The following is a 14,211-nucleotide window of genomic DNA, read 5'->3' as shown; positions in this document are numbered from 1 at the left end:
AAGAAAACGATGCACAGAGCACCATGTTTACCCTAAGACTTGAAGGGGGAATACTGGAGCGGGTTAGCGAGAAACTTATTTTGCACTATTGGTTCATGCGTTTAAACTAATAATCATATAGGGGGTGGTTGTAAAATGAAGGCTATGATCATTGAGAGATACGGGAAAGATGTCCCATTAGTGATGTCCGAACAACCAATGCCTACTATCGGAGAGCACGATGTGCTGGTGGAGATTCATGCAGCCAGCTTAAATCCGATTGACTTTAAAATTAAGGAAGGGAAAATGAAATTCCTGCTGAATTACAGGTTTCCTCTAATCTTAGGAAATGATTTCTCCGGATTTGCCGGAGAATCTAACCTTTGAAGAGGCGGCATCGATCCCGCTGATCGGACTTACGACTTACCAGGCTTTTGTCGATCTGTTACATCTTCAAAAAGGCCAAAAAGTGTTGATTCACGCAGGCTCGGGAGGCGTAGGAACCTTCGCCATTCAACTGGCCAAGCAGATGGGCGCTTTTGTGGCCACAACCGCAAGTATCACTTCCTTTTTATGAAACCGAGCGGAGAACAATTGAGGGTCTTAAAGGAATTGATTGAAGGAGGTCTCATTAAGCCTATTATCGATAAGGTGTATCCTTTGAAAGACGCCGGGCAAGGATTCGATTACCTGGAAAGCGGAAGGGCCAAGGGAAAAGTAATCATTAGAATAAAGTAAGAGCGGCCGCCGCGGACGTCCCTGCTTGAGCCTGTCGACCAAATACGGAAAGGAATCGGTTGCAAACGAACGGGCCGGATCATTTCAATATCTCAATATGTGGTATATTCGATTTATTGATATTCCTAATTGGAGGTGTCTATGAATCCTGCTTTTGAAACCTATATCCAATCGCTGACTGGTCGAGATGTAACTGTCATCGGCGTCGGGGTCAGCAACGCACCGCTGATCCGCATGCTTTGCTCGGCCGGGGCAATCGTCACCGCGCGGGACCGCGACCCGGACCTCCCCCGGGAGGAATGGGACGATCTGGGCGTCAGGCTGCACATAGGGGGAAATTACCTGGAACGCGTTGGCGGCGACCTGGTGTTCCGCACTCCCGGGATGCGGCCAAACCATCCGGCGCTGGAATCGGCCCGCGCGGGCGGCAGTCGTGTGACCAGTGAGATGGAGGAGTTCTTCGCGCTGTGTCCGTGTCCCATCTTCGGTGTGACCGGTTCGGACGGTAAGACTACCACGACTTCGTTGATTGCCGACATGCTGGCCAACGACGGGTGCACGGTGCATCTCGGCGGCAACATTGGCACACCACTGCTGACGCGCGCTGCAGAGATGTCGCCGCAGGACGTATGCGCGGTCGAACTGTCCAGCTTCCAACTGATGGACATGACGCGCTCTCCCCATGTGGCGGTAATCACCAATCTCTCGCCCAATCATCTCGACTGGCACCATGACATGGATGAATATATCGCCGCCAAGAACCGGCTGCTGGATTTTCAGAAGGCTGGCGATCTTGCCGTCCTGAACGGCGACAATCCTGCGACCGCCGCACTGCATGGTCGGGGGCAGACCAAGTACTTCGGCAGACACATGATCCACGATGATGTGATCGACGGACTGGTACCTGTTCGTGATATTCGTTTGCCAGGGTGGTATAACGTAGAAAACGTCATGGCTGCCATGACCGCCGTGCGGGGAACCGTGTCGGACGAGGCCATTCTGGAGACGGTGCGCACCTTCGCCGGCGTGGAGCACCGAAACCAATGGGTGGCAACTGTAGACGGTGTGCATTATTACAACAACTCCATCGGCTCCAGTCCTGCCCGTACCGTTGCCACGCTGCACGCGCACAGGGGCCGGGTGCTGCTGATTGCTGGCGGGCGAGATAAGAAGGTACCGTTTGATGAGATGGCACGTCTGCTTCCTAACCATGTCAAGGTGTTGCTGCTGATCGGCGAAGCGGCAAGTCAAATTGAGGCTGCCGCACGCGGAGTGCCGAACTGCCCGGCCCTTGTTCGCTGCGGGGATTTGACCGAGGCAGTGGCACAAGCGCACCGGCTGGCCGTGCCGGGAGACACGGTGCTGCTGAGCCCTGCCTGCACCGCATATGACCAATACAAAAACTTTGAAGAGCGCGGACGTCACTTTGTAGAGCTGGTCGGGGCATTGCAGCGGTCAGAGGGGAAGGCTTGAGTAAGAAGAGGTGCTCCTCCAGAATACGTTTAATTCGGTTATAGGAGTCATTTGCATAACGGAAGAAGATACCGAAAAGCAGGGCGCGTTGTTGAAAAAGTATTCGTCGGTACAACAGAAAAGGCAGGGCAGCCTGCGGATCGGTTGTCCGTAATCTGCTCTGCCTTTTGTTGAACGCGCTGGAGGCAGCGATATTAGGCTTTGGCAAGCAGCGGAAACAGCGGTCCGCGAATCGGCTCGCCGACAACCAGACCTTGCTCGTTCGTCATCACATGGCTGGCGCCGTTGTATGTCGTACCGTCTTTCATGTAAATGGTGGCGAGTACCCGGCGCGGCTTATCGGTCTGATTGGCGTGAGCATAGTGAAACGTCAGTCCGTCGTGAAACGTGCAGCTTCCCGCTTTGAGCGGTACGATGACAGGCCGTTGATTCTCCAGTTCCGTTCCTTTGACATACTCGAAGATGTCGACAGGATCCACCAGGCTTATATTTTTCAGCTTGCCGGCCGTATGCGATTTCGGTATGAACATCATGCAGCCGTTTCGCTCGTCCACGTCGTCAAGGGTTAGCCATATCGAGAGCGCACCTGTTTCGTTCATCGGCCATTTGACCGTATCCTGATGCCAAGGAGTAGGCTTCGAGTCGCCCGGCATTTTCCAAAGCAAATGATCGTGGAACAAACGGATTCCGCTCGCCTCGGTCAAACGCATCGCGATCGACGCAAGCCGCGGGTGGAGCGAATATTTGGCCATTCCGCCGTGGTCCCGCCATACGTTTACTTTTTGGTTCAATACCTTATAGTAAGCGCCCCCATCCTGATCCGTCCTGACGGAATGCTTCGATTCCGTGGTCATCGCTTCAGTGGCATATTCCCGCAGTTCCTCGAGTTCCTCCGCCGTCAGTACGTTGTCGATCTGCACAAAGCCGTTTTCTTTGTAAAATTCCACTTTTTCCTGCGTTACCCACTGATCCGTCTTTTCCGCCAACACGATCGCATCCTTTCATCCATCAAGTCTGGTTTCTGAATCAAACATATCATGCGTCGAAGCGGGCGACTTGGCGAATTTGCTGCAAAACATGGGATATTTTCTACACTATTCCGCGATTCAGGGTGCTACAATAGGAACAAACTCCTTGAACGTTTCGCTGGCGGAGGGATCACGATGATTTACTACACGAAAGAGCATTTTCTGGAAAGCCCGGATTTTCCGTTTCATATTGCGCCTTACGAGTTTCACTCGAACGCAATTGCGCCGCATAAGCATGAATTCATTGAATGCGTTTTCGTTGCCGAAGGCGAGGGCGAGCATATTTACCAGGGGGAAACCTATCCGATCGCCAGAGGCGATTTTTTCGTCATCGAGCCGCAGGCGGAACACGGTTACCGGGTGACGGGCAGTGTGCCGATGGTAGTATACAATATATTGTTTCTGCCGGAGTTGCTTGAAGTTGAGCTTCGCCAGCTGTCGCAGGTCACTCCGTTTATCCGTTTTTTCTATCTGGAGCCGATGATTCGCGTTTCTTCGGAATTTCAGTATCACTTGAAGCTGACGGTGAACGAAGGGCTGGAGACGAAGTTTGTGCTCGACAGGATCGTAGGCGAGTATGGAAAAAAAGAATTGGGTTACCGGTTGTGCGTCAAAGCGATGCTGATGGAGTTGTTCATTTCCTTAAGCCGATGGTACGAGAAACGGGTGTCCGAGCCGCTGTCTGCTGTGCGGGACGAAAAATCGGTGATGGCATGGGTGTGCGAGTTCACCAAGCTTCATTATGCGCAGCCGATTATGATGGAGCAAATCTACCAGATGTGCGGCATGAGCGCGGCGGCTTTTACCGCCAAGTTCAAGCAATATGCCGGGAAAACGTTCATGGAATACCGCAACGAGGTGCGAATCGGTATGGCGTGCGAGCTGCTTCGCAGCTCCGGCGATAAAATCATCCATATCGCGCAGGAGGTCGGCTTTAACGATTTGAGCCATTTTAATAAAGCGTTCAAGCAATTGACGGGTAAGACACCGGGGCAGTACCGCTCGACGGCTCTGACCTCCGGGAACAGGTCTTCCCATCACAATTATTAATTGCCCTGATCGTACTAATGGGGGGGCCTCTGAATAATTCGCTTTGCTCGCAATCTAAATAAAACCGTGTACGATCAAGGGCTGTTTCAACATATGGAGAAAGTCCTTTTTTTGTTATTACATTTTCGTAATATACCGATCAAGTCTTTTGCTTGGCGATCGGCGGCCTATTGACGTAACGGGCAGGGTAGTTAAATAACTTCTCTTTGTTATACTATGTATTTATAAAATAGGGAGGAGAAAAGAAATGGGAATAATATTAGCAACTAAAAATGAACTCCAATGGGTAAATGAACAGTATCAAAAAATAGGCTTTGTGCCGAGTAGTTTGGAAAATGAAACTATTGCAATAGTTACATATAAGGATAAATTTGCAGGCGTAGGAAGAATTGTTTATCTTAATGAAGAGGAAGTAGAAATTGGCGGTATATATATATTGGATGAGTTCAGAGGACTATCGCTTGCAAATGGGTTAGTTGATTACTTAGTAAAAGAAGCTAGGAAAAGTAACTTAAAGGAAGTTTACTGTCTACCTTTTGAAGAGTTAAAGCATTTTTATGGGAAATTTGGTTTTGTAGAAGTTGACTATGAGGACAAACAAATTAACATTCATATATTAAGGAAGCTTCGATGGTGTTTAGACAACTATGAAAAAAAGGTTTTATTACTTAAATTATAACACTTCTTCTTCAACTACAACTATGAAAATAGCTTACTATAGTCGTCTGTGGTGCCGCTAAGCGCGGGCACTGAACGAAATTATGATTATGAAAATACTCAATGACAGTTTTTCCGGCAGATCAATCTACGCGGCCTCCGCACGCTAACAGGTATCGCCCGACAAGTTCTGCTTCTGCTATAAGCGCCAGTCGGCGTGAAATGCAGGAGATTACAAGATTAATCTTAACTTTGCAATTGAGGATGGGAATGACGGCACCATGTTTCCTGAAACTATCCCGCCATATATTAAAACGTAACAGCAGAATGAAACGCGGGCCAACGGCCAAAAGATTCGACTCAAATAAATTCGAAATCGGAGGAGAAACGACATGAGAAAACTCGTATTGTTCATGCATGTGTCGCTGGACGGGTATGCGTCGGATTCGAACGGAGGACTCGATTGGATTCCGTACAATGAAGAATTAGAGAAATACGCCGAGGAGATCGTAGCCGAAGTCGGAGCTCCTGTTTACGGACGCACGACGTATCGCATGATGGAGAGCTACTGGCCCACGGTGCTGGGCGATCCGAATGCGTCGAGGCATGATATGGAGCATGCCAAATGGCTGCAGGACGTTAAGAAGATCGTCATTTCCGGCACGATGGACAAGGTAGAATGGAACAATACGATGCTGATCAAGGACAATATCGCCGAGGAAATCAAGGTGCTCAAGGAGCAGCCTGGCAAAAATCTTGTTATCTTCGGCAGCCCGGGAGCGGCGAAGACGCTGCTTAAGCTCGGTCTGATCGACGAATTCCTGCTTACCCTTTGTCCGGTCGTCCTGGGCGGCGGAAAATCGGTATTCGATGGCGGCGGCGAGAAAATCAGGCTCAAGCTGCTGTCCAGCCGAACGCTCAAGTCGGGCATTATCGCGTCCCGCTATGAGTTGGAGAAATAGCCGTTCAAAATGTTTCGCTAAACGGAGACGATAGCTTAATCGTTACATAACGGCAGCCGGCCAACATGTCCGGCTGCCGTCGGTGCGAACGGGCAGTTTCGTTCCAAAAGCTCACGATCGGTTCAATGCTTGGAGTTAGCGGCAGGGCGATTGTTGAATAGTAAAACGAGTACGAGAATCAACAGGACGAAAGGACCCCCGCAGTCGCGGCTCCCTGTCCCGAGACCAACACTATATCCGGATTTAATGTCCTTGTGCGATGCGAACGAACCATTTCATGGCGTGCTCCTACTAGGAATGGTTGGCCAGCAGGGTGGCGAAACGATCCATCAGCTCGATCGCACCTTCGGACATGCCTGACTGAAGCACTCCGTCACGAATTTCTACCGACGGGTACAAGGTTGTTTCCGTCAGTTTCACATTTGGAAAACGAGCTCGCGGGGAGCTTCGAACGTCCGGCTAATGATTATCTCCTGTTTGTTCGGTTCTAGCTTAAGTCATGACGAATTTACGAAGTTCGCAAAAAGACGTTAGCCGAAAGAAGTTCTTAGTTTAGGAGGAGTCTATATGATATTAGAAAAAGTTATAAATAGAATTGTAATACAAAGTGAATATAAGGATTTTGTTGATAAGTTTATAGCTAATATACTTACCGAATTTAAAGGTAAGATTCATAGCATTTATATGTGTGGCTCGATTCCAAAAGGAACTGCTAAACCTTATAAGTCAGATGCAGACTTTACAATTGTATGTGTAAATCCCAAAGATATTGATTACGAAAGATTGTCAAATATTAAAGACAGGCTTTTGGAAAAATATCCAGTAGTAACTAAGATTGATACGACAATTTGCTCGATTGACGATGTATTAAGTAAACCAAATGAGTGGGGTTTTTGGGTAAAGATAATTTGTGTTTGCATATATGGTCATGACGTTGGTGAAAAAGTACCACCGATAATTATTTCTCCAGAGTTCATTTTAGACTTAAATACAGAGACCAAGGAGGAAGTAGATCGTATACATAGTTTACTTTCTAATGCTAGTGATAACACCATGAAAAATAGATATATTAAAGGTTACTCTAAGAGATTAATTCGTGCATTATACTCTTTGGTTTTAGAAGATACAGGTGTATGGCAAGATGACATTATTAAGATGAAGAATGCCATATTAAACTATTGTGAGATTGACTCCGCTTTAGTTGATTATCTGTATGCTTGTTACTTGGATAGTAATAATGTACTTGTTGAAGAGTTTCTGGGAATTGCAGATGAAGTATATAGCTATTTTGAGAACGCGTTAAATGCAATGGCTGCTTCCAGAACTTCCTTCGACTAACACCGTATTGACGCTTCAGGTCACTCTGAGAAGCGAGTGACCACATCCAGCCCCCTAAGCCCGTCGGGACGTCACTGCATTAGGTGTTCGGCAAGCCTCACAACTATAAGCAGCGACTCTAATTAAAACATAAGACTATTGAGCTAACGGAGTACGATAGCACAGAAAATACATAATGAGGCCGCAACTTTGATAGGATGGGAAATAAATCTAAAAATTAGGGTTGAGTAATGATTAATTCTGCTAAAGAATTTGTTAGGCTAAGGTGTAGTGAAAGCATGGATGAATACCTGAAAGCCGCTTGGGATGAAGCACCTTCTGAAGTATGACTAGAAGTGATTAAAAGCTACCCTAATATGCGCGAATGGGTAGCACACAATAAATCAATTCCTGTTGAGATTATGGAGATCCTCGCTGACGATGCAGATGAAAGAGTCAGGTTTAATGTTGCAACAAAAAATCGACTGCCTGAGCACCTGCAATTAAAAATGGCTAGAGATTCAGATTGCTCGATTAGAAAACGGATTGTCTACAATAAAAAAGCGACAATTCAAGTTCTAACTCTGTTACTAAATGATGAGGACGAGGACATACGAACTGTATTGACGAAGGACGATACAAGTAAGCGATATGCTAACGGAGAACCGTCGATCAGTTCGACGGATTTTCTTAAATGCGCTCAGACAGAGCATGCTTTTCTGCCGAAACACTTACAGAATGCCCCATCTGTAAAGTGTTTTTTAGGATCTGCAAACTGTCCCCCTCCGTCTTGAGGAACGGTATCGTAACCCTTGCCAAAAGTGATTGGCACATGCCGGCATCGGCGAGCCAGATCGGGAGATGGCGCGTTAAGGGACAGGCAGATTTGCGCAGCAAGTACTCCAGTCAAACAAATTATTATTTTTTGACAACTGCTACCCATAATTCATTTTTATTTTCTTCTGGTGGCAAATAACATTCAATGGCAGGTAAATAAGCGAGGTCATACGTTGAGGCTGGGACCCACTCTGTATACAAGCGTTTCCAAAGCTCGCCTATACCATCTGGCCCACCTTCCGCTTCGAATACAGCCCAAGCAGCTTCCGGAAAACTTCTTTTTATCATTCCTTCTGGTGGTAAATGCTCCGATACAATGGACATAATGTAATGGAACTTCTCATTTTTACCATGATCACCATCCGCGCTTACTCCTAAAATCCCCTTCATTTTATGGTCGGTTTCCCGTATTTCCCACAGCTTCTCAGAGAGTCCTTCTTTCTTGGCATTGGCCCATATCCGAGGAACAATATTAAAGGCATCAGTTATACTAACCTGTTCCTGCACTCCCACAATGGAAAATCCCTTTAATTCTTCAATCCTGTAATTCATTTCCGTGACTCCCTTAATCGAAATTTGGAAGGAGATTCGTGGATAAGTCTTGAGTTTTATACCGACGTTACGTGAGGCAGTCGGTGTGGTGCCATGTAAATTTTGAAATGCGCGGGTGAATGCTTCTGGCGAGTCGTATCCCAGCTTCAGTGCAAGATCAATAACTTTAATATTGCTGTTTTGAAGTTCAAAAGCCGCTAACGTTAATCGTCGACGTCTCACATATTCCGATAATGAAACATCCGTAATAAAAGAGAACATACGTTGAAAATGGTACACCGAGCAACACGCGACTTTTGCTACCTCTTCGTAATCGATATCTCCTGTAAGATGTTCTTCAATATAATTGATTGCTTTATTCATTCTTTCGGCCCAATCCATTCACGATCATCCCTTCCAATTTCAATATATATCAATAAGGATCTCGTGGCCGTGCATTCTGTGCACCAAAATGCAAGGGTGTTTAACCATTCTATCCAGCAACCATCCAAAAGACAAAAATAGCCTAATCCTCCGTCATTGTACAGAAGAAATTAGGTTATTCCACTAACGGAGACGATATCGAGGAGTTGCAACAAGGACAGCTCCTCTTGGGGTACATGGATGTAACGGGCAGGATAATACAAACCGCTTATTGACAGATATAGAAAATAAATGGTATTATTTTCCCAATTTAATTTATAACAGCTATTGACTGCCGACTGATATCGGTAGTCTTTGCTATATTAATAGGAGGAAAGCTGGTGTGTTCGCGTGGAAAACGTTAAAACGGTACCCATTCTTGTAGAGGAAATGAGTTCTTGGAGCCGTGAGGTACTGGGAAAGTGGGTAGAGGACGATTACGTAGTAGAAACATGGACGGAGATCGCCTTAAACCTGGATCTAATTGGCGATTTTACGAGAGGTAATGCTCGTTTGGAGTCCATCGTGGAGCGTATTCAGAACGGACAGATAAGTCGCCGGCTGGAGGTAACAACCGAACAAATCACCCCCATCTCTGCACGCATATATTCTACGTATCGCAATTGGCCGGATGAGGTGGCAAGAAAAGGCGCAGTACTTGCATCTTCAATCGCAGACACATATGGCATAGGCATTGTGGCCGTACCGAAGCCGAACATAATCGGCGAAGGACTGAGGCCGGTATTGGCGGCGGGGCAAATAGGATTAATCATCACGCAAAATAATCCGCTGTTGAACATGAGAATTTCCGATGAAAACCGGATAGGCAACAATCCGTTCGCCATCTGCGCTCCCGGAGAACCACCTTTTTTGTTCGACGGTTCCTTTTGCTCTTACAGCCGGCATTCCATGATTAGTCTTAAGGAGCATGCGGATCGCTATGGCACCTTGCCGCTGGGGACCATTTTGGACGCTAATGGCGAACCTACGCAAGATACGGAGATTTTGTATGGGCTACTAAAGGCCGATCGCGGCAACGGATCGTTTGCCCCTCTAGGTGGCTTGAAGGGATTGCACATGGCGATGGGCATGGAGTTTCTATCGGGTGCCCTAACGGGAGGGTTTTTCGGAAATGCTCCAGGCAAGCCATGGGGCGAAGGTGCAGTCATCCTAGCATTTAGCTCCAAATTGTTTAAAGTTGATGCGATGAAGGAGCAAATTCAAGCGTACTTGAATGCATTCCGCACTTATCCGGGAAAACATTCCTTTGAACAACGCCGGGAAATGATGGAGCGCGGGTGGATCGAATATCCAATTGAGATGTATGAAACTTTCCGCCGCGTCAGCGAAAAATCCGGGGTTAGCAAGCCTACTATTTCCGATTCAACCATGTAAATTCGTGAGATTACAGAAAGAAATCACATGAGAAAAATCGGTTTTTTTTCCAGTCTAAGTTTTGCCTTGCTGCGAGACTTTCGGCAGAAATGGGATTTCATATGGCAGCAGGAAGTTCCGCAGGCATCGGACCATGCAAAAGCGAATCACGGCGCAAGGCCGTATTTTCAGTGATAGTGGTGGTTCAGCTAACGAAGACGATAGTTGAATATAGCATACGACGGCAGCCGGATCGGCTGCCGTTTTCATAAGCCAGATTCTCATTGACAACCTGACATGTGTTCCATAATATGTAATGACATAAGCTAAAAATACCTATATCATACAGGTACTTATTATACAGAAAGGCAGGTCAACCATGTCCGTATCAGATGCTCCCCCACAAACCGCTTCGTTTCTTCAACGTACTGTGAAAGCCATGCGCGTGTACCGCTGGTCGATTTCCTTCCTCACCCGCTATCGCCTGCAATTTCTGCTTTTCATCTTATGCGGCATCGGCATATCTTTTGCAGAACTGGCCATACCCAGATTTCTGCAAGCCGTTGTTGATGATGTAGTGCCAAACCGCGACACCCAGCTGCTGTCGATTTTATTCGCGGCCGTAATCGGATTTATTGGCATAATGATTGGACTGACGGCTGCGCGCAATATCCTGCAGCGTCTTTTCTCCATGCAAGCGGGCAAGGATCTGCAATTCACTTTATTCCGGCACCTTCGCCGCATGGGCTTCGCCTATCACGAGCAAAACCCCGTAGGCCGCACCTTATCTCTGATGAATACCGAGGTAGCCGCCGTACAGACCATGTATCGCGTTATGTTCCCCGAGATGGTGCAGCGCTTGTTTATGGCGATATTGTTCAGCATTGTCATGCTGGCCTTGAACGTAAAGCTTAGTCTGCTAACCATTCCCTGCTTTCTCTCCTACTACATCCTAGGGCCCTATTTTCAACAGCAATACACCAAATATATAAACGCGGCGTTGTCTTACCGACTGCTCTATAACAAGAAAATTTACGACAGCATCTCGGCCACGCCGGAGCTCCGAGCCCACTCGGCGGAAGCTTGGGATATGGGGCGTTTAATGGACGGCACCCGCCGAATCGCCAAGATGATCGTCCGCTATCAAGTGAACGGCCATATTAACCAGAACCTGCGGGCGATGACGACCTCGCTTGGCCTGGTATTGATTTTCTGGTTCGGGGCAAAAGACATTCAAGCTGGTTCCCTAACTGTAGGTGCGATCATCGCCTTTTTGCTCTATTATATGCTCTTCATGCAAGCGGTAACTTCCCTTGTGGGGGTTATTACCGAGCAGAAGGTCGTCTTGGCGCAAGCCGAAGCGCTGTACGATTTCTTACAGCAGGTTCCGGAGGTGAATGAAGCCGATCACCCTCGGCAATTGAAGGAGCTGCAAGGCAATCTTTCCTTCAGTCAAGTCACCTTCGGGTATGGGGCGCATCCGTCTATTTTGAAGGGCTTTGACCTGCACATTCAGCACGGGGAACGAATCGCGCTAGTCGGGACCAGCGGCAATGGCAAATCAACGGTGTTGAAGCTGATCGGGCGGTTCTACGATCCTCGCGAGGGGGAAGTGAAGCTGGACGGAGTTTCCCTGCGGGAGCTGAGCTTCCGTCAGCTGCGCAGCTCGATCGGGTTCGTGTTCCAAGACACTTACTTATTCGGGACCACGGTCCGGGAGAACATCCGCTTCGGATTCCCGGACGCGACGGAGGAGCAGATCGTCGCTGCCGCGAAGGCGGCGCATGCGCATGACTTCATCATGCAATTCCCGGGCGGGTACGAATCGCTTGTCGGCGAACGGGGCATCAAGTTGTCGGGCGGTCAACGGCAGCGGATCGCGATTGCAAGGATGTTTTTGAAAAATCCCTCGATCATCCTGCTCGACGAAGCGACTTCCGCGTTGGACAATGCCAGCGAAAAGGAAGTGCAGCATGCGCTCGACCGCTTGCTTGTGGGCCGCACGACCATAGCCGTTGCCCACAGGTTGTCCACGGTCAGGGATTACGACCGGATCGTGCTGATCGACAACGGCCGTGCCGAGGAGGTTGGTTCCTATGAGGAGCTGATGGCTAAGAGAGGGGCCTTTTACCGGCTTGCCGTTCGCTTGTCTCAGGAGGGAGAGGCGGCTGAAAGCCATTCCTTGTCCGCGGACCAAGCGTCCCGGTCGGCGTCACCCGCACAAGGAAAGGAGCAACCGGTATGAATGACGTTATGCTCAACGTACATTGGATGAAACGGTACATATGGAAGTATAAATCCGGGTTTACGTTGGGGCTGTTGTACCTACTGTTGGCTACGGTGGCAGGTATCGCGGTGACGGCCGTACAGAAGGTTGTCATTGACGACATCTTTCTGCGCGGTAACTATGTGCTATTGCCCGAAACGTTAGGCTGGTTTGCGTTGGCTATCGTCTGTTCTTCTTTTTTTGGCGTATTGTGGACGCACACGGGTCGGGTCAGCGCTTATAAAATCAATGCCCAACTCACGGAAGACCTGATGAACGCCATTTACAAGACGCCAACGCCAATCTACAACAATGAACGCATCGGCAAATATGTCAGCTATTTCTCGAACGACATTAACTGGACGACGGTCGCCTTGACGCAGTTTGTGCCGAAAGGCATTGCGAATATCGTCACGGTGCTGCTTTTGTCCGTCATTATCGGCTGGAGCTCGCCCGTCATTCTCGTTTGCATCCTGGTATTCAGCGCTTTGTACCTGGCGTTGGGCAAGAAATTCGGCGGCAACATTCGTGAAGTGTCCAAACAGCTGCAGGAAGCAAAAGCCAACTTTCTCGTTCACTTGGAGGAAGGCGTTTCATCTACGCGGGAAGTGATCGCTTTTCACCGGGAAGAATGGGAACAGAACAAATTCAATGCCAATTTTGCCGTTTATTTCGATAAGGTCATGCAAGAGGGCAAGCTGGAGAACAAGAAACTGGTTTGGAGCGATCCGCTGAAATGGGGGGCCAGCCTGCTTGTGCTTGGTTATGGCGGGTATCTGGTGATGGACGGGGCCTTGTCGATCGGGATGTACGTGGTGATCTTCCAATTCACCTCCCAACTGATGAACGCGATCCATGACGTGTATTTGTTCGCCATGGAGGCGCAGAGCCGGCTCGCTATGGTCGACCGCATCCGGGGAGTGGTGCAAGGCCCGCAGATTGCCGATGGCGAAACAGGGATAGAAGGTCCCATTCGCAGCTTGGTGCTGGAGCAGGTTAGCTTCCGGTACAACGAGCAGTCGCGGAATGTGCTGGAGCAACTGTCCCTTACGATTCCGGTCGGCCGTAAAGTTGCGTTCGTGGGGACTAGTGGCGGGGGCAAATCAACCATCGCCCAGCTGCTGCTGCGATTTTACGATCCAGACAGCGGCTGTATTCGTGTGAACGGGGAGCCGTTGACCACGATTCAACGAAAGGCCTGGAGCGAGCGGATTTCGGTCGTCTTTCAAGACCCGTATTTATTCCCGGATACGATCCGCAACAACATATTGCTGGGAGAAAGCCGGAAGCAAGAGGACGTGGAAGCGGCATGCGAACAAGCGTGCATCCATGACTTCGTTTTGACGCTAAGCCAAGGGTACGATACGGAGTTGGGCGAACGCGGCATCAATTTGTCCGGCGGCCAAAAGCAGCGGCTTGCCTTGGCTCGAGCCCTCTTGAGACGCTCTGAGATTTTGATCCTCGACGAGTCGACCTCGTCGCTTGATCTCGAGACTGAACGCCGCGTGCAAAAACAGATCGACGAGCTTCGCCAAGGCTTGACTACGATCATCATCGCGCACCGGCTGTCGACGAT

The 14,211-nt window shown here is 48.7% G+C and carries 11 protein-coding genes and 1 pseudogene; 9 read left to right on the top strand and 3 right to left on the bottom strand.

All coding sequences use genetic code 11. The annotated features are described in order from the left end of the window. Positions 1 to 135 precede the first annotated feature (135 nt). Positions 136 to 717 (top strand): annotated as a pseudogene (locus PV433_RS32100) (NADP-dependent oxidoreductase). Positions 718 to 858: 141 nt separating this feature from the next. Beyond that, positions 859 to 2,190: a UDP-N-acetylmuramoyl-L-alanine--D-glutamate ligase gene (gene murD / locus PV433_RS32095; RefSeq protein WP_332076041.1), complete on the top strand. Its 1,332-nt coding sequence runs from the start codon at positions 859 to 861 to the stop codon at positions 2,188 to 2,190. A 194-nt stretch (positions 2,191 to 2,384) separates the two neighbouring features. On the opposite strand, the gene PV433_RS32090 is transcribed toward murD, so the two are convergent. Further along, positions 2,385 to 3,176 carry a phytanoyl-CoA dioxygenase family protein gene (locus tag PV433_RS32090; RefSeq protein WP_190929645.1) on the bottom strand — a complete coding sequence of 264 codons (792 nt, stop codon included), beginning with the start codon at positions 3,174 to 3,176 and terminating at the stop codon, positions 2,385 to 2,387. Between the two features lie 177 nt (positions 3,177 to 3,353). Between PV433_RS32090 and PV433_RS32085 the strand changes: the two genes are divergently transcribed. The 3 genes from PV433_RS32085 (at position 3,354) to PV433_RS32075 (ending at position 5,887) form a co-directional block, all read left to right on the top strand. Next, positions 3,354 to 4,268 carry an AraC family transcriptional regulator gene (locus PV433_RS32085; protein ID WP_332076040.1) on the top strand — a complete coding sequence of 305 codons (915 nt, stop codon included), beginning with the start codon at positions 3,354 to 3,356 and terminating at the stop codon, positions 4,266 to 4,268. Between the two features lie 247 nt (positions 4,269 to 4,515). Then, entirely contained in the window at positions 4,516 to 4,947 is a 432-nt protein-coding gene (locus PV433_RS32080) for a GNAT family N-acetyltransferase (protein WP_332076039.1), read from the top strand. A gap of 370 nt (positions 4,948 to 5,317) precedes the next feature. Then, positions 5,318 to 5,887, top strand: a complete 570-nt coding sequence (locus PV433_RS32075; protein ID WP_332076038.1) for a dihydrofolate reductase family protein — start codon at positions 5,318 to 5,320, stop codon at positions 5,885 to 5,887. Between the two features lie 291 nt (positions 5,888 to 6,178). Here PV433_RS32075 and PV433_RS32070 read toward each other — a convergent pair whose 3' ends face one another. Continuing rightward, positions 6,179 to 6,307, bottom strand: coding sequence for a hypothetical protein (locus PV433_RS32070; RefSeq protein ID WP_332076037.1), 129 nt, complete (start codon positions 6,305 to 6,307; stop codon positions 6,179 to 6,181). A gap of 147 nt (positions 6,308 to 6,454) precedes the next feature. Between PV433_RS32070 and PV433_RS32065 the strand changes: the two genes are divergently transcribed. Next, positions 6,455 to 7,225 carry a nucleotidyltransferase domain-containing protein gene (locus tag PV433_RS32065; RefSeq protein ID WP_332076036.1) on the top strand — a complete coding sequence of 257 codons (771 nt, stop codon included), beginning with the start codon at positions 6,455 to 6,457 and terminating at the stop codon, positions 7,223 to 7,225. Positions 7,226 to 8,122: 897 nt separating this feature from the next. On the opposite strand, the gene PV433_RS32060 is transcribed toward PV433_RS32065, so the two are convergent. Then, positions 8,123 to 8,974, bottom strand: a complete 852-nt coding sequence (locus tag PV433_RS32060) for an AraC family transcriptional regulator (RefSeq protein ID WP_332076035.1) — start codon at positions 8,972 to 8,974, stop codon at positions 8,123 to 8,125. A gap of 372 nt (positions 8,975 to 9,346) precedes the next feature. Here PV433_RS32060 and PV433_RS32055 point away from each other — a divergent pair, with 372 nt between their 5' ends. From PV433_RS32055 to PV433_RS32045, 3 genes are all read left to right on the top strand, one after another. Then, positions 9,347 to 10,390, top strand: a complete 1,044-nt coding sequence (locus tag PV433_RS32055) for an Ldh family oxidoreductase (RefSeq protein WP_332076034.1) — start codon at positions 9,347 to 9,349, stop codon at positions 10,388 to 10,390. A 358-nt stretch (positions 10,391 to 10,748) separates the two neighbouring features. Next, positions 10,749 to 12,614: an ABC transporter ATP-binding protein gene (locus PV433_RS32050; protein ID WP_332076033.1), complete on the top strand. Its 1,866-nt coding sequence runs from the start codon at positions 10,749 to 10,751 to the stop codon at positions 12,612 to 12,614. After that, a partial coding sequence (locus PV433_RS32045; protein WP_332076032.1) for an ABC transporter ATP-binding protein occupies positions 12,611 to 14,211 on the top strand: 1,601 nt, incomplete at its 3' end. The genes PV433_RS32050 and PV433_RS32045, both read left to right, overlap by 4 nt.

This window comes from Paenibacillus sp. GYB004 (genome assembly GCF_036577605.1).
Taxonomy (GTDB): domain Bacteria; phylum Bacillota; class Bacilli; order Paenibacillales; family NBRC-103111; genus Paenibacillus_AB; species Paenibacillus_AB oceani.
Note: the sequence above shows the minus strand (reverse complement) of the source record. Positions and strands in the feature narration are given on the sequence as shown.